Here is a 26836-nt window from a genome sequence, read left to right as displayed (position 1 = left end):
TTAGTATAGATATTCCCTATTATTATCACTTTAAAAACCACTTTGAAGACAAGTGCTTCAAAGTGGTTATTCTTTATAGTTCTAACACATGCCCTCCATCAAAAAAGTAAAGATACTTTTCAGACACCGTTTCTTTCCAAATCGATTCCAGTGCACGTGTATATAATTCAATTTGCACTCTATAACGCTCTTCAAGTATCGGTCTTGCTTCTATAAAACCATCCTTATATCGATCGTGGATGCCATCCGTTTTGTAATCCAATAGCACAATTCCCAATTCATCCCGGAATACACAGTCAATGACCCCTTGAACGAGGATCGTTTCTTCTGGGGCACCCTCTCCTGTTTCCGATATTTCACTCAGAGGGACACTCATGCTGAATGGAATTTCCCGTTGGATATTCGCTGCCTGAACCAAACGCTTCCCAAGGTCGCTTTGGAAGAATCCAACGATGTTGTCTAACGATATTGCTCTTTCCTGTTCTTCCGTCAGGATTTCTTTATACACTAACGTCGATAACAACTCTTTTACATCTTCTTCTGCAGGTACACCATCCGCAAAAGAAATATGCTGCATGACTGTGTGCATGGCTGTTCCTCTTTCAGCAGGAGACAGCTCTTTTGACTGCATGAATTGTGGGCGATTGTACACAGGCTTTTGATGGCGCCGCAAAATATCGATACTGGATGCTTCATCCCTTATTTCCACCATTCGCTTCAGCTCAGAAACCGATTGCTTCGAGCGAAGGTTTGTAGCACTCAGATGTGGATACTTCCACGACAATCGGTGCAATACCTCTTCTTTATGAATGGACTCTATTTCCACTCCCCCTCCGCTCTTCACTTGCTCTTTCCAATTGTCATCATCACTCATTGACTCAGCGTCTACTGCACCCAGCTCAGACTTTTGAATCATCGTGATCTGAAAGCAAGAAGGATGCTTTAGAATCTCTTCATTGATCCCACTTCCTTCTAAAACCGCATCTTCACCAAGCTCTCCACAACGGGGGTGTCGCATGAGGGACGGACCTATCCAATCAAGATATGAACTTGCCCCGGCCCGCTCATAGTCAGATAACAACCATTCTGTCTGACCTAAAGCTCCCCGCCATTTCTTAAGTGACTTCTCTAAGCTTTTCACAGTTCCCACTAAGAATAGCTTCTCTTTTGCACGGGTTAACGCCACATAGAGTACCCGCATTTCCTCTGAGATGGACTCCATGCGCTTCTTCCGCTTAAATGCCAGTTGGGGAAGAGATGGATAACTGATTCGCTTCCCTGGGTCTGTATACTTTGTAGCAAAACCCAAATCTTTATCTAATAAATAGGAAGCGTTCAAATCCATGAGATTGAATTGCTTCGATGTGCCAGCGACAAAGACAACCGGGAACTCAAGCCCTTTACTGGAGTGAATTGTCATTAAGCGGACTACATCCTCCTGCTCGCTGAGAGCTCTCGCTACCCCGAGGTCATCGCCTCTTTCCCTCATCCGATCAATGAATCGCAGGAAGCGGAATAAACCTCTAAAGGACGTTGATTCGTATTGGCGGGCACGGTCGTATAGTGCCCGAAGGTTTGCCTGACGCTGTTTCCCGCCGGCCATTCCTCCGACATAATCATAGAATCTAGTGTCCCGATACAATTGCCAAATTAGCTCCGTAACCGATCCTTGTCTAGCCTTTGTTCGCCAGTTTTGCATGTGATACAGAAACACTTTGACCTTTTCAAATGTTTCTTCTTCACGTGCGTTACTTGGTTTTTCACTTGCAAATTTCTTCAAGGCTTCGTAATACGTTCCCGCTCTCGAATGAATCCGAATGCTTGCAAGACCCTGCTCGTCCAGCCCAACAATCGGTGAACGAAGAACCGATGCCAGGGGGATATCCTGATACGGATTGTCAATCACTTTCAGCAGTGAAAGCATAATCGCGATCTCGGTTGCTTCAAAATAACCAGTAGACAGATTTGCATAAATCGGAATTCCTTGCCGTTTGAATTCTTCCATAATTTCTGCCGCCCAAGGCATAGAACGAAGCAAAATCACAATATCTTTGTATTGAACGGGACGCTCTGTCTTCGTTTTGGCATCATAGATCGGTGTACGCTCTTCAATCATGGCCTTCACTTTATTTGCCATGTAGCGGGCTTCAAGTACGGATTTCTCAATATCACCCTCATCAAAAATGGACAACTCATCTTCATCACCACCCGATGAAGTTTCCTCTGATTCCTGATTAATGATCGCTACTTCGATCGGATACTCTTTCTCTTCCGGGTAGGGAGCACCCTTCACCAGCTCTGCTTCCCGGTTATATTCCATCTCACCAACCGAAGACCCCATGATTTGCTTAAATAAAAAGTTGGTTCCCTCTAATACCTCTTTCCGGCTTCTGAAGTTTTGAGATAGATCGATCTTCAATCCCGCTTCTCCGCTTACAGGAAGAAAGCGGGTATACTTTCCTAAAAACAAATTCGGCTCTGCCAATCGGAATCGATAGATGGATTGCTTTACATCTCCTACCATAAAACGGTTCCCTACTTCTTCTCGTTCTTCAGTAATGAGAAGAAGAATCGATTCCTGAACCATATTCGTATCCTGATACTCGTCGACCAGTACTTCTTTGAATTTCTTTTTATATTGCTTTGCAGCTTCTGAAGGAAGTAAAGCATCTGATGAAGGGTCTCTTAAAATATCGAGACAAAAATGCTCTAAATCGGCAAAGTCAACAAGTCCCTTTTCCTCTTTCACTTGTCGGAAACGTTTGCCGAATTCCACCACCACTTCCGACAGGGTATGAATCACGTCTCTCATTTTCTTCATATCCTCAAGGAATGACTCCGGTCTTCTTGAGAAAAAATCTTCCTGCAGTTTTTCTATCGTTTTCTTCCCTTGATCCCGAAGCTTTTTCGCTTCATCAACGATATCCTTGTTATAGTCATCCCCTCGACAAGCTTTTAACTTTGTAAAGGGTAAGGTTTGAATCGTTTCATATAAAGCATTCCATGAAATGTGCCGGCTTTCTTCAAGGCTCTCGACAATCTCTATATCGTTTAGAAAGTTTTCAGCTCTTGGACCCGGTCCCCCAGGAACCCGTGTCAGATCCAATGCACGCTGAAACAAGTTTTTCGCCCCATGAAGCTGTAAGCGAATATCTGTATGGAGCGGCTGAATGAAAGAAAGGTGATCGATCTCTACACCTTCTTGGATGTCATACATCTCTTCCAGCCCTCTCAGCCATTCGTCCGGGTTCGGGTGAGAGCGTGAAAAGTCATACAGCTTACGGATCATATCCTGAAGGGCACCGTCACTTCTATCATTGGTAAATGTATCTACCAGTGTATAGAAATCATGATTGCCTTCTTTTCCGTATTCCTCTTCAAACAGCTCATCAAGCACTTCATCACGCAGCAGATCCCCTTCTGTTTCATCGGCAATCCGAAAACCCGGGTCAATGTCGATGAGATAATAATATTTACGAATCACTTCAAGGCAAAAAGAGTGAAGAGTCGAAATGGAAGCCCGGTTCAGTAAGCTCAGCTGTTTTCTTAAATGATGGGAATGGGGATCCTCATCAATCGCCTTTTCCAATGCCTGCCCGATCCGATGTCTCATCTCAGCGGCAGATGCATTGGTAAAGGTTACTACCAATAGTTCATCCACATCTATTCTGTCTTCTTCAGAAAGGATTTTCTGAATGATCCTCTCTACAAGAACTGCAGTCTTCCCTGATCCTGCAGCAGCTGCTACGAGAATGTCCTGACCTTTCGCCCAAATCGCCTTCCACTGATCATCTGTCCATGTAACATAATCAGGCTTTGCCGGAATCGTACCTTTACTCATTGGACTCAACCTCCTCTCTCAATGTCCTTAATAGATCTTCTGGTTTTGCCGTCGGGAGCACTCTGTACTCGTTTTCTTCAAGTGATTGGTCGAATTGACAAACGGAACGGAACGAACAGAACTGACATGGTGTACGGTCCTTTAGCTTGTAAGGAGTAATATTGGTCTCACCTGAAACAATCCGGTTCCCTGAAGCTTCATATAGTTTTCTCACATGCTGACGCATATAGTGAAAGTCTTCTGTTGAAGCAGCTTTTGACCGGGAGGATAATGATCCATCCTTCTTGACCCCTGCCGAGATGATATCTGAGTTCCCCGTATCTAACGTTTGATCCATTAACCGAACGATGTCAGAGTCTCCCAGAACGAGTCCCTTCATCTTAAAACTCTTAAAGATTTCCTTTTCAATCTGATCCATTGTCAAGATTTTCTTACTATTGATCATAGGATTATGAACGTGGAAATAGAGTACGCCCGCAGGCTTTGCTTCTTTCCCGACAAATTGCTTAGAGTTCGTTAACACAATATCTAAATACGTCAGCATCTGAAGTGCCAATCCGTAGTACACTTCCGTCATATCCAAATCTCTTGCACTCGATTTGTAATCGACAATCCTTAGGTATACTCCGCTTGCATCTTCTGCTTTGTCTACCCGGTCGATCCTTCCCTGTAATTCCATTTTCGTTCCATTTCTCAGTTGGAACTGGAACGGAGGCAGGGTCGCATGCGGTCCAAATCCAAGCTCCACCCCTACAGGCACAAATCCACTCGCCTTCGCATGCTCACTGAGAATCAGGCTCGCACGGCTTATGATTTGCTCAAGCTTCTGAGCGATATAATAATGGCGGTTTGAGCTTAATAGAATCTGGTGCTGAAGTTTCGGTGCGAGCATCAAGACGGCTTCTTTAGCAAGCTTGAGACACTGAGCTTTTGATAAGGATGCCCAGGTCAGACCATGACGATCTACTTCTTCTGATATCCATTTAAGAGCGGAATGGAACATTTCCCCAATATCCGGTGCCTCCAGTTTAAAGAAATCCCGCTCTCTAAGCTTCAACCCATGACTGGCAAAATGAGAAAACGGACAACTATGGAACAGCTCCATTCGGGATACGCTCGCTAAAATATGGTCACCATACAGATCCCTGCTCGTATCCTCAGAAAGCTGATTCGCCCGATTCTGGTAGAATAGACTGGATAGAATATGCTGTGCATGCCATTTCCAATCGTTTGACGTTGCATAGAAGTTATACACATCCCACCAGAAGTCATAGATCGGATATTCGTGCTTCTTTAACTGTAATTGGGACGTTAAATGAGAAATTGTCACATTGGGATGACAAACATAGTGCAGCTGTTCTTCTTCAGAAAGCTCGGATGGTTCATTAATAAGAAGCTTCGTAAATGCATCCGGGAACATTTCATTCAGCCTTTTTATGAAAGAGGATGGCAATAACGCTTTTCCTTCTTCATTGGCAATCGGATAGCTGATGAATAAGCGTTCACTCGGGGTCGTAAAGGCTTTATACGCCACAAACTCCTCGTCCAACAGCTTCGTCCTGTTACTGGGAGCTATCTTGAAGCCCCTGTTGATCAACGATTCACGGTCTTCATCTGACAGGACTCCGTCTTCATTCATTTTTGCCGGAAGAACCCCATCATTCACTCCAATGATAAATGCTGCTTTAATGGCACCAAGCCTTGATTTCTCCAGATCAGCTATTATGACTTGATCAATGGCAGGGGGAACTAACGAGAATTGCATCGTTTCCATACCCGCATCGAGGATCGATGAGAATTTCTTCATCGTCGTTTCCTCATCACCGAGCATTTCTACATATTGATCAAGTAAGTCCATTACAGCTGACCACGCTTGATCGTGCTCTCTTGCCGCAATCAAATCGCCTTTTTCTTCAGCTTCAATACGCATACGTTCAAGCTTAGCCGGAATATCCAACTCTTCCAGATACAGATAAAGAGTTTCACAGAATTCCCGTCCCGTGGATTGCTTTTTCAATCGTTTTCCAAGACGTATGATCGGCGCAGAAATAAATAAACGAAGCTCATTGATTTCATGCTCGAGTTCCTTTTCACGGTCGGTTTGTGGTGCGTCCACATGCTCAAGACCACGGAAGCGACGGTATTTCCAGCGATCTTTCTTCGTCCAGCGATCGCCTTTGATCCCGTAAGCCAGCACATAGTTCTCCAATCGGTCCATTTTTTCCCGTAAATCGGTTGGATTTTTTTGATAAGGAAACAACAGGTCTGTTTTTACCGCCCGGAATACAGGCTCATATCTCCAGTTCGTGTTCATGATTTCCAGAGTCGAACGGATCAACTCAATCAGAGGGTGATTTAACATTGTCCGCTTCTGATCAAGGAAAAATGGAATACTATAATCTTGAAAAATCGTTTCGACCTTATCACGGTAGTCCTGGCTGTTTCGAACCAGCACCGCTATATCCTTGTACCGATATCCCTTTTCCCGGGCAAGCTTCCGTATTTCCCTTGCTATCCCTTCGACCTCTGCCCGGCGATTAGAGGCTTCCAGAAACTCAATGGAACCTTTTGCTTCTTCGCATGGAACAGTTGGCCGGTCCTCAAAATGGCGTTCGAGATGCAGCATCGAGTCATTATGATAGCGAATCCGCTTCACTAACACCACTTCTTCTATGGACTTCCCCGCACCATTGCTTATATCCTGAAGAGTATGGTACGTTTCGTTCGTCATCCGATATAAGCTCAACTCGTTCATCGCGCCCATTTGCTGCTCCGGATCGGTTGTCAGTGCAACCGTCACTGTCTTACTATACTGAATGAGCTGATCGATTATCTGATATTCCTGGGGCGTGAAGCTATGAAAGCCGTCTATGTAAATCTCTGCATCTCTAAGAAGCTCAGAGTTTTTCACATTATCAGCCAACAGCTGAAAGTAGTCTTCTGAATCAATGTATTTGCCGAGGAGCTTTTCCTCGAATTTCTCATAAATCAATTCAAGATCATGAAGCTTATCCTTCAACACCTTCGAACCCAGCTCATCTTCCCCATCAAGTTGCCCGAGATCCTGAGGCGATATACAATAGCGCTTGAATTCCGTCAACATGGATTCTACATGATGAATGAAACCCGGCTTATCCGCGGCCTTCGAGAAAATATGGAGACGATCTTTATTTTCGTCGATAATCTTCCTAATCATCATATTTAAGCCGACATCTGATAGATGGTAGCGGCTCATTCCGCCCGTTTCCTGCAGAATCTTCCACGCGAGCCGGGTGAAACTGAACACTTGTCCACGAATCATCCCATTTAATCCGGGTGTGTTGACAAGATCGTATTCCGATATAAATGACATCTGATCCGGTACGATATAGATGATGGGATCCCCATTCGGCTCTTCCAACAAGCTCTGCTTCATCTCATCTAATATGCGATGGGTTTTCCCCGTACCAGAGCGCCCGAGAATAAAACGTACAGCCATCCTCTCACTCCCTTTCTTATACTAATCTATTGTAACCATGAGGCAGGTTGAATTTTTGTATAGGTTCATTATAGTACACAGGAACAAATCTTTCCCGTCTCAATCTTTATTGAAAATATTTGGAACACCTGCATACAGTAAAAAGATGCAGGTGATGGCTGATGAATCAATATTTTAACAGAATCGCTTCTGTTCTTGTTGTGATGGCGATTATGGTAGCCTGTAATATTTACACGTTCATTTCCATTTACGGGAATATCGCTTCCTCCCTCTCTATAGCACAAAGTGAAGTCGTTATTGCAGGAAGCTCATTTATCTTTTTCTACGCATGTGGACTTCTAACCTTTGCCAATAGCGCAGATCGTTTTGGAAAAAAAGAGATTCTTGTTTGGGGAATGCTCGCCTCTGCTGTTTCAACAGGCTTGGTGGGGCTTGCAGGTGATTTCTGGAGTTTATTTTTCTTACGGGGAATTCAAGGGTTTTGTTTGGAGATAACCGAAGCCAGGCACTCAGCCTGTACTCCTTTATTTTATTAGGTGGATCCAGCATAGCCCCCTTAGTCATCATGCAGCTTACTTACGTACAATCGTTGTTTCTGTTACTGGGATGCTTTTTGTTTCATGGCTGGATGGGAGGATTGTTGTATGTTGAGAGGAGGAGATGGAAGATGGGGGCATAGATGCATTCTACGCCAAAAAAAGAAGGATAGACTCATCCTTCTTTCACACTTTCTCTCCATTCATCCGCTAATATCCCGTATAAGTTCATGTCATACCGATCTCCGTCCCTCTGTAAAAATTGACGATAGCTTCCTTCTTTCGTAAATCCGAGTGATTCATATAAACGAATGGCCCTCTCATTATATGAAAATACCGTCAATTGAAGGCGGTATAAATTCAACTCATGAAAGGCATATGCCAACAAACACTTCATGGCTTCCTTCCCATAACCATTGCCCCAGGCCTGTTCGTCTCCAATTGAAATGGAAACCCATCCGACACGATGCGTCCATAGGATCCCGTCCAATTCGACAAAGCCTATGATTCTCCCATCATTTTTTAGGCGTATGGCAAATCGAAAAGCATTGTCTTCAGAAACCACCATCCATTTTTTTGTCTCTTCCTCTGATTTTGGTTTATGGGGGAGAGCATCGAATAATCTCTGAAGCTCTTCATTTGAATTCCATTCTCGTATGGCCGCAAGATCTTCATCCTGAAATCCTGAAAGATAAATTCTTGTACCTGTTAATAACCGTTTCATTCTCACTTCACCTCGACGTATGTATTTCGAGGCGTTTCTCTCCGATTCCTTTATTGCACTTGAAAAAGTTTTATGATCAGGAGAGATCATTGATCGATTCTGAAACCAATCTTTGACTCTTTCCATGTACATCTCCCTTTGGATGGTTGCTTTCATGATAGATGGCGGGGTTACAAATGAGTTACAGTAAAGGAACCTAGCTTCCACATTAAAAAAAGAGCCTGGAAGATTCCAGGCCCCGTGTTGCTTACCAGATCATTTCCGCCCACTCGGGGTGGTCAATGAATGGATTGCGGTTTCCTTGATATTGTTCGAAAATGATATCGTTGCGTCGGATTTCCCTTCCATCTACAGGGTCCTGTTCATTCCATTGCAGAAGAACGGACATTTTCCCGTGATAAGGGGCACTTCCATTGTTCACGTTGTTATTGATCTCTAAATCCAGTTCCCCGCTGTCCCCTTCATAGCGGACTGCCATGTAGAAAATCATCCGGGCGACGTCCCCTTTTACTTCATCCCGTGGCTCCCAGGAATCCCCATCATAATAGTTGCCTGGTGCTTCACTATGTTGAGTCCCGCCATTATCAAAATCAAGATTACTTCTTGTAGAATTGACGGTTACATCTGTCGGTCTCAAATGATGAAGGTCCGTCCCTGGTCCTTGAGCTGTTCCAAAGTCTCCGTGGGATTTCGCCCAGACGTGCTCCCGGTTCCAATCGTTGACTCCACCGCCGTTTGTCGTTTTGGATTGGGAACGGCCTGAGTATAGGAGGATCACATTATTCGGGTTGTTCGGATCTTCATCTGTATTTCGAAGCGCTCCCCATACATCGCTGTACGAAAGGGTTTGATGATCATCAATGATGTTATGTAGTGCTGTTTTTAAAGATGATCCTGTTTTCCCTTCAGCCGAGTTGTAATATTCCTCATAGGATGGTGGATCGGTTGGGTCGGTTGGAGGATCAGTCGGATCAGTCCCTCCATCTTCCACTGATTCAAATGCTGACGTAGACTTCACTCCCGGATGAGAGAAATAGGCCGTTAAACTGCCCGTCACTTTGATTTTTTCACCCATTAGACCCGGGTTACTTTGCAATCCAAAGTTTGAACGGTAAGAAGATGGAATTTGAACATAAACCATCTCATCCGTATTGGATTCAGACGGGGAATCCGCCAAGGCAAGTGCGTAATCGTTTGGAAAGTTACCCGTGACAACGGATGACGTAGAGGTCGGCTGCCCGACCACATACCCTTCCACTGACTGAGTGGAACCATCTTGATTGGATAATGCCTGATCAACAGTGAATGGCGAACTCCACGTCCCATTTCCCGCTGCACTCATTTGACTTGGAGATACTTGACCACACGCAATCATAAAAATAATTAAAATTGAAAAAATACTGATGAACTTTTTATTTACATCCTTCAAATCGCTTCTCCTCCTCTAAATATGACTATACATTTAGCGTACATTACGCATTGTCAAAATAGGGTAAATTTTGTGTAAATGCTTGAAAATGAGTCTATTATCATAGGGTTGTGATTGGCGTTGGGGGGCTAATTCTTTCCGTAATGGGTGCGGGTCTTCCTCCCCCACTACAAATCCCACAAAAAAAGCACTAGCCCATCCAGAGCCAGCACTTCCTCTTCTTACATCCCTTCAACCAATACCGTAGCGCCCATGCCACCACCTACACATAATGACGCAATTCCTTTTTTCAATTCACGACGCTTCAATTCATGCAGTAAAGACACAACAAGTCGTGCACCTGTGCAGCCTACTGGGTGACCGATACTGATTCCGCTGCCATTGACATTCACTTTCTCACGATCCAGGCCCAGCTCTTTTTCAACAGCTAAATACTGGGCTGCGAATGCTTCGTTGATTTCAAATAGATCAATATCATCCAAAGACCAATTTTCTATTGTATGTAAACCTTTGTGAATAGCGGGCACTGGTCCTATCCCCATCACTTTTGGATCGACGCCTGCTACGGAATATCCAACGATCCTTCCCAAAGGCTGAAGTCCTCTTCGTTCAGCTTCTTCTTCACTCATGAGAATCAGTGCCGCCCCTCCATCATTCAGGCTTGAAGAATTCCCGGCAGTGACCGTGCCGCCTTCCCGGAATGCCGGCTTTAATTTCTGCAGTTTTTCTACCATCAATCCAGCTCGTGGGCTTTCATCTTTATCAATGACCTTCTCTCCTTTTCGTTCCTTCACTGTAAGAGGAACGATTTGAGAATCGAAGTGCCCATTTTCCATTGCCGTCATTGCGCGCTCATGGCTTAATACTGCATACTCATCCTGCTCTTCACGGGAAATCGAGTGAATTTCCGCCAGGTTCTCAGCTGTTTCCCCCATCATCATGCCGTGAATGGGATCTTCAAGGACTTCCCAAACCGAATCACGAATTTCTCCATGTTGCAGTCTTTGACCGAATCGGTGCTGCTTCAAAATATATGGACTGGAGCTCATCGCTTCCACCCCGCCTGCCAGCACAATATCAGATAATCCTGTTTGAATTTGCATGGCTGCTGAAATGATGGCCTGCATTCCACTGGCACATTGGCGCTGGATCGTATAGCCCGTGGTCGTGTCATCAAACCCGGCCAGTAATGCGGCTGTTCTTGCTGTATTTGGCTGATCGGTCCTTTGAATACAATGCCCGAGGATCACTTCATCAATATCACTTGCCGACAGCCTACTTTCTCTAGCTGCTTCTTTCATAACGGGGACAATCAAATCCGTCGGGAGCAGATCCTTGAATGTTCCTCCAAATGCCCCAACCGGAGTACGCATAGCCGCTGTGATCACTACATTCCTCATCTTGTCACTTCCCTTTCCTGTTTAAATTACATCATGATGCCGCCATCTACATGGAGGACGGTTCCATTCACATAGTCACTGTCTTCCGATGCCAGATACAAATATGCTTTCGCGATATCATCCGGTTTTCCTAATCTTCCAAGGGGGATCATCGCTTTCATTTGCTCGATGACCTTTTCAGGAACAGCTGCCACCATACTCGTTTCGGTGAATCCGGGCGCGACTGCGTTCACGTTGATCCCTTTGCGTCCCAACTCTTTCGCCCAGGTTTTCGTCATCCCTACAACCGCTGCTTTTGTTGCAGCATAGTTGGTTTGACCGACATTTCCGTATACCCCGCTTACTGAAGATGTGTTTATGATTTTCCCTTTTCCATTTTCAATCAAATAAGGGAGAACCGCTTGGGTACAATTAAACACACCTGTTAAATTCACATCCAGCACCTTTTGAAAATCTTCCGGCGATAACTTATGAATCATGCCATCTCTTGTGATTCCAGCATTGTTAATTAAAATATCGAGCTTGCTGAACTGTTCAATTACTCCCTTGACAAAGGCATCTACGGAAGAAAGGTCTGCTACATCTCCCTGAAAGAAGGCCGCTTTACCTGTACCAAGTTCATTGAGCCCACTGGCTTTTACTTCACCGACTTCCTGATTGAAGTCCACCAGGGCAACATTACATCCTTCTTTTATAAATAATTCTGCTGCCTCATATCCAATCCCGTTCGCAGCACCTGTGATAAGGGCAACTTTCCCTTCCAGTCTCATGCGAATTCCTCCTTTGCTTGCAAAAACGATTGTATTGCCTTTAACAATTGATCTAAATCATCGATGAGGGGTGAATGCCCACTGTTCTTTAATTCAACAAAAGTAGCGGTTTCTCCTATATCTTCGACAATTTCCTTGTCGTTTCTTTTGTGATTACTTAATCCCTGTCTCATGAAGTCGGTCAGACGTACTTCCTCCTCTTCTTTTGTAAGGAAAAGATCACTTTCTGTTATCTCAAGCAATAGTCGGGATATTTTCAGCTGTTTCTTTGGACGCTTAATATATGTATCCTTGACAACAGGCGGCACAAACTTGGTTTCAATGATTGGTATTTCTATTGTCACACTACCACCCTCAAAAAGATCGAATTTTCTTACTATTATACCATATTTATATGGACCACAGGAGGATAACTAGTACATGCTGAAGAATCTTTCGCAAAAAAAGAATGCTGTTCATATACGAACAGCATTCCCATAACTCTAGTTCCTGAATTGTATATCCCATTCGTTGATAGGCCAGTAACGAAGATCCACTTTTCCTACAATCTGTTCCCGGTCTATAAACCCGAAGTAGCGACTATCCATGCTTCCCCGACGATTGTCTCCAAGAACGAATACTTTGCCTTCCGGAACCGTTTGCTCATCCGTGATTTCTTCAAGGGTAAAGTCTCCAGTCAGTTTGTTGCCGATGAACTCCTGCTTGAACTTTTCTAAATAAGGTTCAGGATAGTACTCTCCGTTAACATATAACTTATCATCTTTATAAACGACCTTATCACCGGGCAGTCCAATGATTCGTTTCACATAATCCTCGTTCTCATTCGCATGAAAGACAACAACATCAAAGCGATCCAAGTCTCCAATATGATAACCGATTTTATTCACAACAAGTTTATTTCCATCCTGTAGTGTCGGCATCATCGATTCACCTTCGACTACATAGTTGGAGAAGAGAAAGGTTCGAATGATAATAAAGATGATCAGTCCAATCCCCAAGGCTTTAATCCATTCGAGTCCTTCTCTTTTTACCTCTTCTCTCAATTTGATTCCTCCTGCTTTTTCCGTTCAATTCGTTGGTCTATTTCCATTTTCTTATTCAGATGTATCTCAATTCGTTTCCCTACAAACCATAGGACAAAAATAATGGCTGCAACGATTACAGTACGTATTGGTTGTCTTACTAATGATATAATATCATATCCGATAAAGCTTATGGTGAAAATCATCACCATTTTCCCCGTAACTACAGCGAGCATATATTGAGCGATACTGATCGACGACAATCCCGCCACCACATTCACCACGGCAGACGGCGTAAATGGGAAGCATAATAGAATGAACAACGGGCCAAACCCATGCTTGTCTACCCATTTCGTCAATCGCTTCACTTGGCGGTTCTTTCTCAGGATGCGAAAGAATCGTGTTTCCCCATATCTTCGTACCAACAAGAATACAATAAGAGCTCCAAGCGTAGCGCCAATCCAAGAAAACAGAAATCCCCACCATAACCCGAAGGCATTCGCATTGGCCGTCACAAACACAACCAGGGGCAGGAAAGGAAGAAATGCTTCCAACAGCGGCAGCAGGATCCCTGGAATCGGTCCAAATGAACGATACTGCTGAATCAGGTCCATCATATTTTCAAGTGTAAACCAGGCTTTAATCGTATTTATATCCATATTATATGTTTCCCCTTAAACTATATGTTTCCCCTTAAACGACCATGAACAAATAAACTCATTTCGTGATATCGTTACTTATATTTTCATCATATCACACTAAATCGGGATTTCCATATTGTTGTCTCTTGGGTCGTTTTATTATTATAACTTTGCCTAATGAGGGATAATGTAAACGTGCTGGGGTGGGTATTTTTTGCGGTGGGTTGTGGAATAGGCTTTGGATTGGAATTGACTCATGCGCTCTAACAAAAAGCTGCCATCCCCATCCAGGAATGACAGCTCTCACCTCTATAAATGCTCCCCAAACCAATCAACAATCTCTTGTAATCTTGCTTCCCTCAAAGAAGGCTTTCCGGTCCTGGACAGATTATGATTGGATTCTGGAAAACGCACGAATCTCACCTCTTTCTTCTCTCGCTTTAATGCGATAAATAGTTGTTCAGCCTGCTCAATCGGACAACGGTAGTCCTTTTCGCTGTGAAGTATTAATAGGGGAGTGTCCATATTCTTCACATACGCAAGGGGTGAATGCTTCCAAAGGGTTTCGATGTCACCAAGATCGCTTTGGATTTGCCATTCTGAAAAATAGTAGCCGATATCACTCACTCCGTAAAAACTGATCCAATTGCTGATGGAGCGCTGGGTTGCCGCCGCTTTAAACTTGTCGCTGTGACCGATGATCCAGTTGGTCATGAATCCTCCGTAGCTTCCACCGGTCACACCTAAGCGGGTTTCATCAATAAACGGAAATTCCTCCAGGGCATACTCGACTGCTGCCATGATATCCTCATAATCCCCGCCGCCGTAATCGCCTCTTACGGCATCCACGAATTCTTGTCCGTAGCCATGGCTTCCTCTTGGATTCACATATAAAACAGCATATCCTTTACTTGCCAGCACCTGAAATTCGTGAAAGAAAGTGTTCCCATACATGGTGTGTGGGCCCCCATGTATTTCGACGATAAGTGGATACTTCTTTCCTTCCTCATAACCGACTGGTTTCATGATCCAGCCTTGTATAGGCCAGTCTTTCGCACCCATGTACATAAACGATTGGGGAGAAGACAATTCACGTTTCCCCAGTAGGTCTCCGTTCAGACTGGTTATTTCCGTCAGCTCACCACTAGGAACATGAAGAATATATAATTCACCAGGTTCGGTCGGTTTGCTCATGGCAACGAGCATCACTTGTCGAGTTGAATCGAAGTCGAATCCGTATACATGCTGTTCTTCCTGCAGCAGTGCAGGGTAGATGGCCCCTTCAATATGAGCGTAATAAAGAACTGTGTTCCCTGCATCAGACGCCAGGAAATAGAAGCTTTCATTATCCTTTGACCATAAAATCCCCGTTTGTGATGAACCTTGGATGCTGTCGCTATTAATATAGTCTCCTACGGGCAAATCCATGCCTTCTGTCAGGCAGATGGCATGTCCAGTTTCAAAATGATACAGCCACACCTTATTATGTGTCGCATTCTCATATTCACGTCCATGCCCCATGTAGGCAAGATGCTTTCCGTCGGGAGACCAGGCTGCTCCTCCAAAGTAACCCGATTCTTTATTAATCTTTTTATATTCATTCATTTCAAGGTGAAAAATAAATAAATCAGACTGGAAGGAGAAATCTTTGTCTTTTGTTCTGTCCACTGAAAACGCGATGTGCTTTCCGTCGGGAGACCAGGAGTGAAGAGTGTAATCATGGACATCATCCGTGACTCTTCTCATTTTTTTCGACGCCACGTCCACCACTACTATTTGCGAGTAGCAGTTATCATCGAATCCTCGGTCGTCACTTTTATATTTCATGCTTGTGGTAACGTATGGCTTTAATATCTCTTCTTCGCCTTCATTTTTTTCAAACGTCTCCCCCTTTTCAAGCCGGAGCGAGACTGCAATTTTCTCACCGCACGGAGACCAGACTGGATTTGAAACGCCTTTTTGGTAATCTGTCAGCTGTTCTGCTTCCCCTCCATCCCGGTGGATGAGGTATAGTTGATTCACACCAGAGCGATTCGAGACAAAGGCGATCTTTCTACTATCAGGTGACCATCTGGGAGTTGAAATTTTTTGTTCTCCGAAAGTCCATTGGCGAATGGTCTTATCTTGCAGACGAATGCTATGTAAGGTTGAGAAATACTCATTTCTTTCTTCACACATGATGGTTTTGACATAAACGGCTTCATCTCCACTTGGTGACAATCTTGGATCTGATACGGCCCTTAACTCATAGAGATCGTGGATTTCGATTCCTTTATTCATGTTCCGGCACCTTCCTTTCTTCTATTCTCTTTATTATTTCGACGTCAGAAATACTTTTCCCTTTATGGATAAAAATCCGATCTGCCCTTCATAATAGAAACAAATTCAAATTCTACAACTTTCGCTATTGAAAGTAAATCGAATTCCACGTAAAATAAAAACACGAACATCCGTTCTATACTAAAGTGAAAAGGAGTCTTTTCATATGACAAGGATCCCGGAGAACGACAGGAACATATTAGAACAGGCCATATATTTACCGATGGTGCTGACGATTTTGAATCGTGATCTGCAAATCGTAGACAGCAGCCCGTTTAAATTAAAACGACCGTATTTAGAAATGATTGAGGAGACGATGAAGGTCATCCAAGGAGAACTCGCTCATGTCAAAAAGTACATGAGGACCAATAAGATGAAGGTAGAGCGAATTCAATCAGACGAAGCCTTTACAATGTATATGTTTCTGTATAAGGGTTATGAGGAGCACCATAATTACTTTAATCCGCGCCTTCGAAACCGCGTGGAGGATTTAATGAGACATTATTTGTATCGCCGATTCCTGGAATCGAAAACAGATACAACAAAAGAAGCGTGATTCATCTCACGCATCGTTTTTTTTGATATTTCGGTTAAGGTAAAACGTTTTGATATTACTCATTTCAGTTTGAACCTTCGTATTATATTTACTTTCCATTTCCGCGACACGCTGTGTGTAAGCGATTCGCAAGTCAGATGTACGAAGCATTTGATTTTCAAAGGAACTGTAAGAAATGGGAACCATGCAGGACTCATTGTTTTGAAGAAAGACCCGTGTTGATCCATCTGTCGAGCGTTCATACCCGCGAACATGTGAATGGGAAATCCAGGCGCATTCTTGCTTGACAGGAGAAGATGTTGGAAATAGATAAATGGACATCTGAGGATTCACCATGATGGGAGCTTTGTAGATGATACCCGTAAGTCTTTTGGTGCCTTCTTTTCTTCCTTCATAGGAGGAACCAAAGAATTCACAGCTCTTCTTTAAAATATCGAACGGTTTAAATGGGGAGATTAGTACGTCATCTACCTCTATGATTTTGGTAAATGTCCTGGCACCGTACTCAATTGGTTGTAGGATCATCGTATGGGGATTCACTTCATATTCTTCTATAATTCGAGATTTTTCTCTCATTTCATCGCCTCCATTTACATTTTTCACCAAAATAATACCATAAATTTCGAGGGTTGTCTCGCATATTTTTAAAAATTCTGAAATTAATAATATGCTACTCTGTTAAGGGTAAAAAATTATCAGAATATTTAATTTTTTGGTTGAATTTTTACTACTTACCCCATATACTAATAAAAAGAATTCAGGGGTGACCGTATATGGAAAACAAAAAGTCCTATACCGAAATGATGAAAGCTTCTGCCATGACCCGTAAGAAAGCCGCTGAGAGAAGTGTGATGGAGATCTATATCGACATGGTGCTGCATGAAAGCCTTCTGATGACGCGCAAGACAAAACTCCTGACAGACATTGACGCCGCCCTGGATAAGAAAAATAAACCTCTGTTCATGAAATTATCAAAAGAATTAAACGAACTAAACCTAAGCTACGGATGATAAATATAGCTGACTCTATACATGAGTCAGCTATTCCTTTTTTAATGGACGGGCCTTTGGTCCCTCCATTTATGCATGACTTCAATTCAAATAGTAAACCCTATAGCTAACCTATACACTTTGGAGCGAATATGATGATCCTGCTAATAAAAGTACTTGTCCTCTACTTAATTACCATTGCCGCTATGCGACTGATGGGAAAATCCACAATTGTACAAATGACTCCCTATGATCTTGTGGCGATTATTATCGTTGGGACCATTGCCTCTGAACCACTGATCTCCACGGAGTTCTGGCCAACCATCTCGGGTCTCGTCATTTTAGTCGGGCTTCATGTACTGTTCTCATTCCTGACCCTAAGTCAATGGGGGAATCACTTCTTCTTGGGAGAACCCACCTTACTAATTAAAAATGGGGAGATATTAGAGGATAATCTGGAGAAATCCAAGATCTCGCTGATTCAATTAACCTCCATTCTACGCTCTCAAGGTTACCCGAAAATTTCAGATGTGGACTACGCCATGCTCGAGCCGATCGGTGAAGTAAGCGTCATTCCTAAGGTGGAAAACACCCCTGTTACCGTCCAGCATCTCAACCTTAAAATCGATGACGAAGGATTGCCGATTTCAGTGATTGTGGATGGTAAAATCCAAACGCGGAACCTGAAGCTTCTTGGAAAATCAACAGAATGGCTGGAAACTCAGCTAACCAACTCCAACCTTCATCATAAAGACGTGATTTTCGCTTATATGACAGAGAAAGCCAAGAACCTGATTATCAGTAAAAGAGAAAAAGCCTAGTCTCTCTACTCGGGACCAGGCTTTTCCTTTTTATTCTTCTTTTTTCTTCACTTCGTACTGTTCCAACATGGAAAGTCGCTCAAGCATGGTCGGATGACCGTAACGGAAAATCTTCACAAGTAAAGGCGGATTGACCTGAGATAATCCCACCTTCGATAACTTTTGGAAAGATGAGATGGCGGCTTCTTTATCGCCCGTCATTTCTATTGCGTATCGGTCAGCTCTCGTTTCCTGGTAGCGGGAGATCCAGTTACTAAGGGGACTGACAGTAAACAGGAGCATGGACGTAATCATCAAGAACAGAGGTAATGAGCTCAAGTTCGAAACGTTCGATACTTTCATGTCCTCCTTATGATTGGCGACGATGCCTCTCATCAGCTTAGCTGTCAAGAATAACCCAAAGAAGGATAAAATCAGGTAGATGGCAATGCCGATATAGATGTGCTTCTCCACATAGTGGGCCATTTCATGGGCCATCACAAACAGGATTTCCTTGTCCGTTAATTTTTCAAGGGTGGTATCCCAAAGTACAATCCGGGAATTGGATCCGACTCCGGTTACATAAGCATTAAGTGAGTTCGTTTTCTCCGACATGTCGACTTCAAATACGTGGTCCGTTGGAATGTTTGCCTTGTCGGCAAGTGTCAGGATTTGTTCCTCTAAAGCTTTATCCTTCAGTGGATAGAAGTCGTTATATAGCGGGTCGATCAATACCGGCTGCACGAACATCATGAAAATCGTAAAGGGTACCGACAATGCCCATGCCGCTAACCACCAGCGCTGCTTGAATCGTTTCATCAATCCATATAACACCGATACAATGATGAACATGAGGAGGTAATTCACCCAGAAATCCGTGATTTCATCCTTCATCCATATGGAGAACGTCTGGGTGGAAATATTATAGCTCTTCGAAATGCTATACGAAATGTACTGCAGTGGAAAAATCGCCAGGAATGAAGCAATCGATAACCAGAACAAATAAATGGCAGTTTGCAGGAAACCATTTTTCACCGTTCCCCTCGCCCACTTCTCAAACACACGCGAGACCCCGAGAATCAGGATCAGGAAATAAAACAACCATTCGTAAGGAGTGGATAAGAAAAACAGGAGATTCTTGATTTTCGAGAAATCCTCACTCAGCATGATTTCTTTATCATTCATAAAGGTGTCCGGATCTGCACTGCTTCCATTGTACATGTCGGGCAAAGTAGAATCCGTCAAGAAGAATAAATACACATATAGAAACAAGCCTAATAGCAAATAAGCCAGTATCGAACGAAGTGCCCATTTTTTAGCCAACATATTTCCTCCCTTCTCGTCTTCTTACTATATGTAATACCCTGTCCAAAGATTTAGAACCTAAACACATGTCAGTTAAAAGTGCCGGGCTTGATGTGGAAAATGTTTATCTGCCATTCTGGGGATTTACGTGCCATATTATAAATTTATCTGCCGTATTTTCATTATAACTGCCATTTTAAAGATTTATCTGACATTCTTCAACATTTGTCATACCTCAGGACCACTCAGCACCTTTCCATCTAATAAAAAAAAGCCACGACCCGAATCGCGGCTTACATCAAGAATACCGAATATAAAGACAGAACAGAAATCGCCCCAATCACCACAAGGATGACGTTGGCACCCAGAAAGGCGATGACAAATGCAGCTGCCGTACCGATGGCTCCAAACATAAGATTCCCCTCTTGAATCAACAAGATGCTTGGAAAAATTAAAGCACCCAATACGGCGAAGGGAACATTCTTTAATACTCCTTGAAGAAATGGAGGCAGTTCTTTTCCTTTAAATACGAGGAAAGGAAGCATTCTGGGAATATACGTGACAATTGCCATACCGATGATCATCAAAACAATCGCGCTATTCATTCGATCTCGCTCCCCCCTTCATCATGACCACCAATTCCACAATCACGGCTGAAACGAGGGTAGCAAGTACAATCGACCATCCGTTTGAAAGGTTCGTCGTGAAAAGCAGGATGCTATTCAATGCACCCGCTACTACGGCTAAAAACGTGACCTTCACACTTTTTTTCATAGAAGGAACGAGGAGTCCCACAAACATGGCATATAGAGCGATCGTCATGCTCGCTTGTAGAAATTCGGGAAGTATTTCCCCGATGAAGTAGCCGACACCAGAATTCACGACCCAGCTCCCGTATGAAATGAGCATCACTCCTACCGCAAAACCCGTTCTTACTTTGCCATCTTTGACGCTGATGACCGTGAAGGTTTCATCCGTAATCCCAAACGCATAAAAAAGCTTTTTAAACAAACGGTCTTCCTCGAGCTTTTCACTTAAAGAAGCCGACATCAGGAAGTGACGGATGTTTACGATAAACGTTGTAAGAATGATCTCAATGATACCTGTACCAACCGCAATCAGACTCAGCGATATGTATTGGGCAGCCCCCGCAAACACGAGCATGCTCATCAGTACCGTTTCCGTGACCGTGAGGCCGGTTGTACGTGCCAACAACCCAAAGGTTAACGCAACAGGCATGTATCCAATGGCAATGCTGAGTCCTCCCTGCAGACCAAGACGAAAATCACTCACTTTTTTCGTTGAAATCAGTGCCTCCATCCTCTCACATCCTTTATAATAGAAGTAATTTACTATTTTAATTTTTTGTAAATTTATTATATTATACATATAGACGTTATAGTATACAAGAGGAGTTTTTAACATGGAAAATTTCCCGATTCAAATTGGAGATAATATACGAAAGATCCGCAGGGAGCGTGGCTTCAGCCTTGAACAGATGGCAGAACGCACCGGTGTAAGCAAGGCGATGATCGGTCAGATTGAACGTGGTGATTCGAATCCGACGGTCGCTATTCTATGGAAGATCGCCAATGGCTTGAAGGTATCCTTCTCTTCACTGATTGAAAAGCCAGGCAATCAAGTATCGATCATTCATTATCAAGACGTTCAGCCTGTTCTTGAAGATAACGGAAACTACATCGTTTATCCCATATTCCCCTTCGATCCCCTGAAAAAATGGGAAAGCTACCGGGTAGAAATGAAGGCTGGCTGCTCGTATCGTAATGAAGGGCATACGAAGGGGGTAGAGGAATACATCACGGTGCTGTCAGGTAAGATTGCCCTTAAAATCGGCAATGAAACCTATGAGCTGCCAGAAGGAAGTTCGATTCGTTTTGCCGCTGACTCCGGGCATGAATATGTAAATGATTCAGGAGAAACAACTGTGTGCCAGATGGTTATTTATTATGGTGGTGAATAACCCCCCAAAAAAATCCTGCATGCGACACGACATGCAGGATTTTTCAAACTATCCAGCTAGCAAAATGTATCCTTCGGTTTCGGCACTGACAATCCGAACATCGGACGAAGATAAAGTGCCAGGAACGTACCTCCAAGGGCAAGGATCCCCCAAATATAACCGTGAAGACTGAAGGACGCAATCCCTCCGAAGTAAGCCCCTATGTTACATCCGAATGCTAAACGGGCACCATATCCCATCAGCAGCCCACCAATGACGGACGCCATGGCATTTTTCCCAGTGATTTTATTAAAACGGAACAGGCCTCCTGCAGCAGATGCAAGAAATGCTCCAAGGATGACACCGAAGTTTAAGACCGTCGTGGAATCAGCAAAGATCGATGATTGAAGAACTTCAGCATTTGCTCCTGTCCAGTAGCCCCAGCTTGCCACGTCGACCCCGAACATTCCGGCAATCTTTGATCCCCATAGAGCAAAGGCAGAAGTGATTCCCCAAGGATTCCCTCGTGTCATGAGAGTAAGAGCATTTAACACAGCCAATACAATCGCTGCTGCCATAAGGGGCCAAGATCCACGTAAAATCCGTTTCCATCCTTTTCCCGTTGGAAGTGTCGCCATGCGGGGAGGGTTTTTCTTCTTCTCCACTCGCAGTGTAATCCACGCAATGAAGCCAAAGAATAAAATCGAAACGACCCATGCCCCAAAATAACCTAATCCTGTAGAGGTCGCTAATGAAATAGGTTTAAAGGACGGCAATTCCTCTGTCCAAAATGGAAGATGATAGGCTCCGACTGTGGCACCGACAATAAAGAATAGCAATGTGATAAACATAACAGAGCGACCGCCGCCGATTGCGTAAAGGGTACCTGAAGCACAGCCTCCTCCAAGCTGCATGCCAATTCCGAACAGGAAAGCACCAACGAGTAGGCTGACACCTACGGGTGATATATAACCTGCCGCTTCACCCCCAAAGAATGTGTACCCTGTCGCAAGGATCGGAGCAAACAGCGTTACTGCAACGGCAAGCATCACCATATGTGCCCGCAGTGCCTGCCCGTTACCTACAGACATCACTCTGCGAAAAGCAGAAGTGAATCCGAATCGTGCATGAAATAATGTATATCCTAACAGCAGCCCTAGCACAAGTAACACGGTTTGGGCAACGTCTTGTGTAAAGAGTAAATAAAGCCCAAGAATCACTGTAACGATTAAACCGCCAGCCACTAAAGATGTCTGTGGCGGGTTCAATTCGATACTCGCTTTCTCTGGGCCCTTTTGTTCATTAATCGGTTGAACATAGCCAGCCATAAATAATCCTCCTTAATCTGATTGAATTGGTTGGAATTTATTTTACAATAGTAATAGATTCGAAGGCAGTTGTCAAAAAGATAGACTTCCACTTTCTTTCTTCTATTTAAAAAAGCTACTTGAGTAATCTCAAGCAGCTTCGTTTCTATAAGGATACAAGAGCCAACATAATCGGGATCGTCACAATGCTCATAAGTGTAGTGACAAGTGTACTTGTCGACACTAAATCAGGTTCTGTATTGAACTGCAATGAAAACATAGTAGTATTAGCAGCAGTCGGCATGCTTGCCAAAATAATGAGAATCGATCCCAACATGGTAGAAATAGGCAGGAAAGACACGACGACCATAGCTATGATGGGTGAAGCTACCATTCTCATGATCACAATAAAGGAAAGGGCACCTCTTTCCACCTTCTTCCCTCCCAATGTCGCTAATTGCATCCCTAACACCACCATAATCGTAGGAATCGTTGCCTGGGAAATCAGATCAATGGTCTGACTCATAAACACCGGCACATCAAGATGAAACACTTGAAAGCCCAATCCAAGAAAAGCACCATGCAGAATGGGCATCTTGACGATCTTCATCCAGATTTCGCTCGTTTCCCTCTTTTTATCACTGCCACTGACAGCATAATAGAGACCGATTGTATTCATAAGAAATGACTGTATAACCATCATAATGACCGCATAGCGAAAACCGAGCTCACCGAAAGCGAATAGGATGATCGGTACTCCATAGTTGCCGCTGTTCATGAATACCCCGGATAGAATCATGGCCGACACTTTTGGTTTTGAATAGTTTCTAAACTTAGCCACTATTTTAATAGAAACAATCAAAATCGCACAAAGCGCGATACAAAAGAGAAAAATATAAAGATAATCCAAATTCAGTTCATTCTCGTGAAAGGTCTTGAATGCAAGAAACGGATACATTAAGTAAATAGCCATCTTCGAAATCGAATTGATCTCGAAACCAAGTTTCTTTTGGCCGATATATCCAACAGCAAAGACCAGTAATGCAGGCAGTACAATCAATATTACGTCCATTTACGTCACCACAATCTATTAAAATGAAAGATAGGCTTGACTGGTAGAGTCAAGCCTAAGTGTACCATATTTACAACAGAGGGATAATTAATCCGGCTAACAGCAGGATCAATGCGCCGCCTAATCGGGAAGAGATTTGAGCGAAAGGCATAAGCTCCATTCGTTTCGATGCTGACAACACGGCAACATCCCCTGTTCCTCCCATATTCGCCATGCATAGTCCTGCGGTGATCGCTGCTTCAATCGGGTAAAATCCAACCACTTTCCCGAGGATCGCCGCTCCGATGATCGCTCCTAAAACGACTCCGAATACGGTCAAGATATATTGAAGTGTCAACGCTGCAAGAACAGTATCTAAGTCGGTGTACGCGACACCGATCCCAAATAATAAAGCGAACGTCCAGTTGCTTGCTACAAATTGATACCACTGACTGGCTCCCTCTACGACGTTTTGAGGAATCATGTTTGAAATCTTCGCTGCAGCCACAAGAATGATCATGATGGCGTATGGATGAAGGGGAAGAACGGATCCCAGCAATGTTCCAACAGTGAAGAATGTCAGGGCAGCGAGTAAGCCTACCCCCATCTTTTCAATATTATACTTCTGCTTTGTTTTTTCGTAGGTAAAACCTTTCATAAGCTGACCGTTTCCACTTAGTGACGGTACTTTTTTCCCAATAATATCAAGAACCGATGCTAAAATGATGGCAAATACATTCCCTAATGCCAGTGCCGGCACGAGCATTGAAATATAATAGCTCGGATCATTCCCCATCATCTCTGAATAGATTTGGCTCATGGGAACGGCTCCCGCTCCCATTCCACCACCCATGATCGGCATCGTAATAACAAGCACAGCCTCTTGCAGCGTAAAGCCAACAAGAGATCCAAAAATCCCTGCAACAATCACGGCTCCCGCTACCGCTCCGAAAATCGGAAGGAAATAGCGAAGTCCCACCTTAACCAATACCTTTGAATTCATTCCTAAGATACTTCCCGTAATTAATGCAGCAATATAGAAATTCAAAAATCCGCCTGATTTCATGAAGTCGGTCATGGACGTGACGGTGGCTTCCGGAAGTAAACCTGCGTAAACCATAAAAGCAGATCCAAAGATTGCAATGATGGCACCCCCGCCAAGGAATGTTTTCACGATCGGCGTACGGTCTCCTATCCATCCAAATAATTCACCGAGGACCATCATGACGAGAAGACTTCCGATCATGCCCCCTGGAAGGTTCCCTGTATACAAGCTAGCTAACGTGATTCCCGTAAAGACCAGGAACCAAAGGATCGGCATATTAAAGATCTGAAGCGATCGATTTTCCGTAAGAGTCACATTTTCTTTTGTCTTCTCATTTTCATATGAAAGTGTTGTTGCTGCTTGTCCCATCTTGTTCATCCCCTTTGTCGTTTTAATAATTACGAAACTGAACTGTTTGCCTTGCTTTTCTTACATGCAATCTTTCGCACGGATTCCCCTACTTTTTCTGCCACACGGGAATCAAGCGCCTTCGGAATAATATATTGAGGGTTCAATTCAGAAGAGCTGATCACATCGGCTATGGCATAGGAAGCAGCCAGTTTCATTTCCATTGTAATGTCCTTTGCTTTCGCATCCAGCGCACCCCTGAATATACCAGGGAAAGCGAGAAGATTATTGACCTGGTTCGGATAATCCGATCTCCCCGTCCCCACTACTGCTGCGCCAGCTTCCAATGCTTCCTCCGGATAAATTTCAGGTATCGGATTGGCCATGGCAAACACAATCGGCTGCTCATTCATCATTTTAATATACTCTTTCTTGAGGGCTCCAGGTCCCGATACACCGATAAATACATCTCCCCCTTTTATCGCATCCGATAATTCACCGCGTACCCCTAACAGGTTCGTGCGTGAAGAAATATCCTCTTGGGTAGCATTCATCCATTTCTCCCCTTTGCACAGGACACCTTCTAAACTTACGAGAGTAATATCTTCATAACCTGCAAATAAAAGGAGTTCCGCAATCGCGATTCCGGCTGCCCCCGCCCCATTGATGACAATTTTCACTTTCTTATATGATTTGTTTACGACCTTCAGCGCATTTACTAATGCGCCTAGGACGACAATGGCTGTCCCATGCTGGTCATCATGGAATACCGGAATATCCAACTCTTTCTTTAACCGTTTTTCAATTTCAAAGCAGCGCGGCGCTGAAATGTCCTCCAGATTTATCCCTCCAAAAGAAGGGGACAAGGCTTTAATGATCGTGACGATTTCATCTACATCCTTCGTATCCAGACTAAGAGGGAAGGCATCTATACCGGCGAACTTCTTAAACAACATGCTTTTCCCTTCCATGACCGGAATCGCGGCTTCCGGACCGATATCACCAAGACCCAATACAGCTGTACCGTCTGTGACGATGGCCACCATGTTTCCTTTTGATGTCAGCGTATTGGCCTGTCGGGGATCCTCGGCTATCGTCTTACATACATCGGCGACACCCGGTGTATAGACAAGACTAAGATCTTCTTCAGATGAAATATCAATCTTACTCACCACTTCAATTTTCCCTGCATGGGATTCATGTATGGATAAAGCTTCTTCCTTTAAATTCTTTCGAGTCATCCAATCGCTCCTAACGTAATCGCTTACAATGTATACCCATCATATGAAAACGCTTTATCCTTTCATAGATTATG

General features: G+C 43.7%; 23 protein-coding genes. 5 read left to right on the top strand and 18 right to left on the bottom strand.

Annotated features, from left to right (window positions below; translation table 11 throughout):
* Positions 1–73: 73 nt before the first annotated feature.
* Both addA and addB read right to left on the bottom strand, forming a co-directional pair.
* Positions 74–3841 (bottom strand): helicase-exonuclease AddAB subunit AddA, encoded by a 3768-nt coding sequence (gene addA / locus F0342_RS06335; RefSeq protein WP_149155152.1) that lies wholly within the window; start codon positions 3839–3841, stop codon positions 74–76.
* Complete coding sequence (addB, locus tag F0342_RS06330) at positions 3834–7319, bottom strand: helicase-exonuclease AddAB subunit AddB (RefSeq protein WP_149155151.1); 3486 nt, start codon at positions 7317–7319, stop codon at positions 3834–3836. Before addB ends, addA begins: the two co-directional genes overlap by 8 nt.
* 161 nt (positions 7320–7480) lie before the next feature.
* On the opposite strand from addB, the gene F0342_RS06325 reads away from it, so the two are divergent.
* A complete protein-coding gene (locus tag F0342_RS06325; RefSeq protein WP_149155150.1) occupies positions 7481–7855 on the top strand; it encodes an MFS transporter in 375 nt (124 codons plus the stop codon).
* Positions 7856–8030: 175 nt separating this feature from the next.
* On the opposite strand, the gene F0342_RS06320 is transcribed toward F0342_RS06325, so the two are convergent.
* The 8 genes from F0342_RS06320 to F0342_RS06285 form a co-directional block, all read right to left on the bottom strand.
* Positions 8031–8705, bottom strand: a complete 675-nt coding sequence (locus F0342_RS06320) for a GNAT family N-acetyltransferase (RefSeq protein ID WP_262481657.1) — start codon at positions 8703–8705, stop codon at positions 8031–8033.
* Between the two features lie 121 nt (positions 8706–8826).
* Positions 8827–9921: an endonuclease gene (locus F0342_RS06315; protein ID WP_262481670.1), complete on the bottom strand. Its 1095-nt coding sequence runs from the start codon at positions 9919–9921 to the stop codon at positions 8827–8829.
* A gap of 308 nt (positions 9922–10229) precedes the next feature.
* Complete coding sequence (locus F0342_RS06310; protein ID WP_149155149.1) at positions 10230–11408, bottom strand: thiolase family protein; 1179 nt, start codon at positions 11406–11408, stop codon at positions 10230–10232.
* Between the two features lie 26 nt (positions 11409–11434).
* Complete coding sequence (gene fabG / locus F0342_RS06305) at positions 11435–12178, bottom strand: 3-oxoacyl-ACP reductase FabG (protein WP_149155148.1); 744 nt, start codon at positions 12176–12178, stop codon at positions 11435–11437.
* Positions 12175–12522 (bottom strand): hypothetical protein, encoded by a 348-nt coding sequence (locus F0342_RS24720; protein ID WP_188048431.1) that lies wholly within the window; start codon positions 12520–12522, stop codon positions 12175–12177. Before F0342_RS24720 ends, fabG begins: the two co-directional genes overlap by 4 nt.
* Before the next feature lie 138 nt (positions 12523–12660).
* Positions 12661–13221 carry a signal peptidase I gene (gene lepB, locus F0342_RS06295; protein WP_149155147.1) on the bottom strand — a complete coding sequence of 187 codons (561 nt, stop codon included), beginning with the start codon at positions 13219–13221 and terminating at the stop codon, positions 12661–12663.
* Positions 13218–13859, bottom strand: a complete 642-nt coding sequence (locus F0342_RS06290) for a TVP38/TMEM64 family protein (protein WP_149155146.1) — start codon at positions 13857–13859, stop codon at positions 13218–13220. Before F0342_RS06290 ends, lepB begins: the two co-directional genes overlap by 4 nt.
* A gap of 291 nt (positions 13860–14150) precedes the next feature.
* Positions 14151–16121 (bottom strand): S9 family peptidase, encoded by a 1971-nt coding sequence (locus F0342_RS06285; RefSeq protein WP_149155145.1) that lies wholly within the window; start codon positions 16119–16121, stop codon positions 14151–14153.
* A gap of 205 nt (positions 16122–16326) precedes the next feature.
* Between F0342_RS06285 and F0342_RS06280 the strand changes: the two genes are divergently transcribed.
* The gene (locus F0342_RS06280; RefSeq protein ID WP_149155144.1) at positions 16327–16716 is read left to right on the top strand and encodes a YhjD family protein; all 390 of its coding nucleotides are present in this window, start codon (positions 16327–16329) and stop codon (positions 16714–16716) included.
* A 6-nt stretch (positions 16717–16722) separates the two neighbouring features.
* Here F0342_RS06280 and F0342_RS06275 read toward each other — a convergent pair whose 3' ends face one another.
* Positions 16723–17292 (bottom strand): competence protein ComK, encoded by a 570-nt coding sequence (locus F0342_RS06275; protein ID WP_149155143.1) that lies wholly within the window; start codon positions 17290–17292, stop codon positions 16723–16725.
* Between the two features lie 197 nt (positions 17293–17489).
* On the opposite strand from F0342_RS06275, the gene F0342_RS06270 reads away from it, so the two are divergent.
* Positions 17490–17726: an IDEAL domain-containing protein gene (locus F0342_RS06270; protein WP_149155142.1), complete on the top strand. Its 237-nt coding sequence runs from the start codon at positions 17490–17492 to the stop codon at positions 17724–17726.
* Positions 17727–17860: 134 nt separating this feature from the next.
* Positions 17861–18526, top strand: coding sequence for a DUF421 domain-containing protein (locus F0342_RS06265; protein ID WP_149155141.1), 666 nt, complete (start codon positions 17861–17863; stop codon positions 18524–18526).
* Between the two features lie 30 nt (positions 18527–18556).
* Here F0342_RS06265 and F0342_RS06260 read toward each other — a convergent pair whose 3' ends face one another.
* From F0342_RS06260 to F0342_RS06250, 3 genes are all read right to left on the bottom strand, one after another.
* Complete coding sequence (locus F0342_RS06260) at positions 18557–19828, bottom strand: M48 family metallopeptidase (protein ID WP_188048430.1); 1272 nt, start codon at positions 19826–19828, stop codon at positions 18557–18559.
* Between the two features lie 275 nt (positions 19829–20103).
* The gene (locus F0342_RS06255) at positions 20104–20415 is read right to left on the bottom strand and encodes an AzlD domain-containing protein (RefSeq protein ID WP_149155139.1); all 312 of its coding nucleotides are present in this window, start codon (positions 20413–20415) and stop codon (positions 20104–20106) included.
* Positions 20408–21130 carry an AzlC family ABC transporter permease gene (locus F0342_RS06250; RefSeq protein ID WP_149155138.1) on the bottom strand — a complete coding sequence of 241 codons (723 nt, stop codon included), beginning with the start codon at positions 21128–21130 and terminating at the stop codon, positions 20408–20410. Before F0342_RS06250 ends, F0342_RS06255 begins: the two co-directional genes overlap by 8 nt.
* A 103-nt stretch (positions 21131–21233) precedes the next feature.
* On the opposite strand from F0342_RS06250, the gene F0342_RS06245 reads away from it, so the two are divergent.
* The gene (locus F0342_RS06245; RefSeq protein WP_149155137.1) at positions 21234–21791 is read left to right on the top strand and encodes a helix-turn-helix domain-containing protein; all 558 of its coding nucleotides are present in this window, start codon (positions 21234–21236) and stop codon (positions 21789–21791) included.
* A gap of 56 nt (positions 21792–21847) precedes the next feature.
* Here the strand turns inward: F0342_RS06245 and F0342_RS06240 are convergent, their stop codons facing one another.
* The 4 genes from F0342_RS06240 to F0342_RS06225 all read right to left on the bottom strand — a co-directional run bounded on the left by F0342_RS06240 (position 21848) and on the right by F0342_RS06225 (position 26762).
* Complete coding sequence (locus F0342_RS06240) at positions 21848–23098, bottom strand: YeeE/YedE family protein (protein ID WP_149155136.1); 1251 nt, start codon at positions 23096–23098, stop codon at positions 21848–21850.
* 145 nt (positions 23099–23243) lie between these two features.
* Positions 23244–24149 carry an AEC family transporter gene (locus tag F0342_RS06235; RefSeq protein WP_149155135.1) on the bottom strand — a complete coding sequence of 302 codons (906 nt, stop codon included), beginning with the start codon at positions 24147–24149 and terminating at the stop codon, positions 23244–23246.
* A gap of 70 nt (positions 24150–24219) precedes the next feature.
* Positions 24220–25542: a 2-hydroxycarboxylate transporter family protein gene (locus tag F0342_RS06230; RefSeq protein ID WP_149155134.1), complete on the bottom strand. Its 1323-nt coding sequence runs from the start codon at positions 25540–25542 to the stop codon at positions 24220–24222.
* 29 nt (positions 25543–25571) lie between these two features.
* Complete coding sequence (locus F0342_RS06225; RefSeq protein WP_149155133.1) at positions 25572–26762, bottom strand: NAD(P)-dependent malic enzyme; 1191 nt, start codon at positions 26760–26762, stop codon at positions 25572–25574.
* Positions 26763–26836 lie beyond the last annotated feature (74 nt).

The organism is Bacillus sp. CH30_1T (assembly GCF_008364765.1).
Lineage (GTDB): Bacteria > Bacillota > Bacilli > Bacillales > Bacillaceae_B > Rossellomorea.
This window is presented reverse-complemented; position numbering and strand designations above follow the sequence as displayed.